The organism is Actinoplanes sp. NPDC026623 (assembly GCF_040638275.1).
In the GTDB taxonomy this organism is placed as follows: domain Bacteria; phylum Actinomycetota; class Actinomycetes; order Mycobacteriales; family Micromonosporaceae; genus Actinoplanes.
Genome location: NZ_JBEZXZ010000401.1, coordinates 1 through 2590, shown reverse-complemented (window position 1 = coordinate 2590; position 2590 = coordinate 1). Strand labels below are relative to the sequence as shown.

General features: G+C 72.4%; 4 protein-coding genes. 1 reads left to right on the top strand and 3 read right to left on the bottom strand.

Translation table 11 applies throughout. From position 1 onward, the window contains the following. Positions 1-429: putative sulfate exporter family transporter (locus AB0F10_RS45210; RefSeq protein ID WP_360640738.1), on the top strand; the 429-nt coding region annotated here is incomplete at its 5' end. 23 nt (positions 430-452) lie between these two features. On the opposite strand, the gene rraA is transcribed toward AB0F10_RS45210, so the two are convergent. The 3 genes from rraA to AB0F10_RS45195 are packed head-to-tail and all read right to left on the bottom strand — an operon-like array spanning position 453 to position 2377. Further along, entirely contained in the window at positions 453-923 is a 471-nt protein-coding gene (rraA, locus tag AB0F10_RS45205; protein ID WP_360640736.1) for a ribonuclease E activity regulator RraA, read from the bottom strand. Between the two features lie 47 nt (positions 924-970). Then, entirely contained in the window at positions 971-1744 is a 774-nt protein-coding gene (locus AB0F10_RS45200) for a hypothetical protein (protein ID WP_360640734.1), read from the bottom strand. Between the two features lie 12 nt (positions 1745-1756). Continuing rightward, the gene (locus tag AB0F10_RS45195) at positions 1757-2377 is read right to left on the bottom strand and encodes a TetR/AcrR family transcriptional regulator (RefSeq protein ID WP_360640732.1); all 621 of its coding nucleotides are present in this window, start codon (positions 2375-2377) and stop codon (positions 1757-1759) included. Positions 2378-2590: the final 213 nt, after the last annotated feature.

Sequence of the window (2590 nt, the reverse complement as noted above, 5' to 3'; positions counted from 1 at the left end):
GAGGTGGCCGAGGGCCTCCCCGATGATGTGTTCGGCCAGCGCCGCGGTCTGCACGATGCCGGGAAGCAGATGCGACTGATAGGCGCGGATCTGGCCCCGGTCGTCGCCGGGGTGAGCGCCGTCCAACGTTTCCGCGCGCCCGTCGCGGACGGCGGCCCCGCGCGCCCGCCGCTGGTCCCGCTGTTCGTCCTCGGCTTCCTCGCCTGCGCGGGCCTGCGCAGCGCCGGGCTGGTGCCGCAGGCGGCGCTCGGCTGGATCGGCACGCTGCAGGTGACCGCGCTCGGTGCGGCCCTGTTCGGCATGGGCAGCTGCGTCCACCTGGCCTCGCTGGTGCGCCGCAGCCGGGTCTCCATAGTGGTCGCGGCGGCGTCCACGCTCTTCGTCACCACGGTCGCGCTCGGCGCCACCCTGCTCGTCGTGAACGGCTGAGCCCGCCCGCGGGAGCTGCCTTCTCACCTCTCGACGAGCACCACGATGCCGTCGTCGTCGCTGAAGACCTGGGCACCCGGGGCGAAGCGGCAGCCGCCGAACTCGATCACCACGTCCCGCTCGCCGGCGCCGGTCTTGGTGCTCTTGCGCGGGTTGGAGCCCAGCGCCTTGATCCCGATGGGCAGCGCGCGCAGCGCGGCGACGTCGCGGACCGCGCCGTTGATCACCACACCGGCCCAGCCGTTGCCGACGGCCAGCCCGGCGATGACATCGCCCATGAGGGCGCGGTGCACCGAACCCCCGCCGTCCACCACCAGCACCCGGCCCGCGCCGGGCTCGCTCAGCACCGACTTGAGCAGGGCGTTGTCCTCAAAACAGCGCACCGTCACCGCCGGACCCTGGAACGCGGCCGCGCCACCGTACTGGCGCAGCTGGGTGTCGCAGGAACCGAGCTCCTCGCCGTACTTGTCGTAAAGGTCTGCGGTGTTGTCCATGGTCTTCCTTCCGGAGGGTCCGAAGATCGTATCGGCGGCATCGGGCGTCAGGAGCCGGACCCGGCGAGGAACGGGCGGGCCAGCAGCCCTCCCGCGCCCCTGGGGTGCATCACCGCCGCCACCAGCGCGGCCACCGCGACCGGGCCGGCGACCGGGCCCAGCATCGTGAGCAGCGCCGCCGCCGCGACCGCGGTGCCCAGCCCGAGGCCGAAGACCGCGACGAGCACCAGCCCGGTGAAGCGGAACCGTCCCGGCGCGTCCCGGCCCAGGGACCACCAGCTCGCCTTCATCCACAGCAGCAACGGCACCAGCACCAGCCCCATCGCGTACAGGGTCAGCGCCACGTCGCTGGCGAGGAACGCGGCCGGGTCGAAACCGCCGGCCCGCCAGGCGGCGGTGGTCGGCGCGAAGAACCTGCGGTACCCGGTGCCGTCCCAGCCGTACGCCAGGACGAAGAACATCGCGAGGTAGCCGAGCGGCATCTGCAGCCAGGACAGGTAGTGGTGGCCGCGGCGCCACAGCTCCCGCGCGACGACATAGCCGAGCACGCCCTGGCTGAGGTTGGTGACCGCGAACGCGGCGACCAGCCAGCCGGGCAGGTCCGCGTGCGCGCCGGCCGCGTGCATCGTCTCCCAGCCGGGAAACTGCCACAGCAGCCAGATCCCGCTCGGCGCGAACACGCAGCCGAGGAACAGCACGGTCAGGGCCAGCCGCCGGTCGGCCAGCAGGTCGCGGGCGGGCTCCCGCAGCGATTCACGCGCGGCGGCGGCACCGCAGCCGGCTCCGATGGCGTACGACCAGAAGACGTCCACCTGGACCATGACTCGTTCCCTTCAGCGGGGCGCGGGCTTCGGCGGGGCGAGGCCGTCGAACATCAGCGTCACGACGGCCCGGATCCAGGCGTCGCGCATCGCGCCCGCGGTGGGGTCGCGGGACACCTGGGCGGCGCCCTCGAAGACCATGCCGTTGATCACACGGGCGGTGACCTCGACGTCGAGGTCGCCGCGGAGGAAGCCGCGGTCGATCCCGTTGCGCAGGTAGGCGGCGGTGTAGTCGGCGAAGCGGTCGAGCGCCTCGCGGTGGCGGTCCCGGAGCTGTTCGTCGACGGTCGCCAGGTCGAAGAAGACCAGCCTGCCCAGGGCCGGGTCGGCGGCGAACAGGTCGTAGAGCCGGCGGCCGATCCGCCACACCTGTGCCCGGTATTCGTCGAGGCTGCCGGTGGCGTCGGGCGCCTCCGCGGCGACCACCTCGGCGATGCGGCCCAGCGCCCGGTCGAGGACGGCCGCGGCCACGTCGCGCTTGTTGCCGAAGTAGCGGTAGACGGTGCCGTGCCCGATGCCGAGCTCGCCGGCGAGGTCGGCGATGCCCGCGGCGGCGTAGCCCTTGCGGGCGAAGACGGCGTGGGCGGCGTCGAGGATCGCGTCGCGACGGCCGGGTTCCGCGGTACGTGCCATTGATGAATGACACATCATTCCGGAATCGACGTCAATGCTTGTCGATGCGTGGAAGCTCTGGTGTCCGGTATCACCTGTATGGCGAGGTTTTCGAGCGGCGAAATCCTCAAGTCGCGCCGTTCGGGCCGTCCGCAACCCGGCGGCACCTGTTCGGGACCTGGGGGTGCACCGCGCAGACCGGAATCTTCTCTGCATGCCCGGCCGACAACGGCT

Coding starts and splice junctions, on each gene's coding strand:
- rraA (WP_360640736.1), bottom strand. CDS start 923: ATGGACAACACCGCAGACCTTTACGACAAGTACGGCGAGGAGCTCGGT.
- AB0F10_RS45200 (WP_360640734.1), bottom strand. CDS start 1,744: ATGGTCCAGGTGGACGTCTTCTGGTCGTACGCCATCGGAGCCGGCTGC.
- AB0F10_RS45195 (WP_360640732.1), bottom strand. CDS start 2,377: ATGGCACGTACCGCGGAACCCGGCCGTCGCGACGCGATCCTCGACGCC.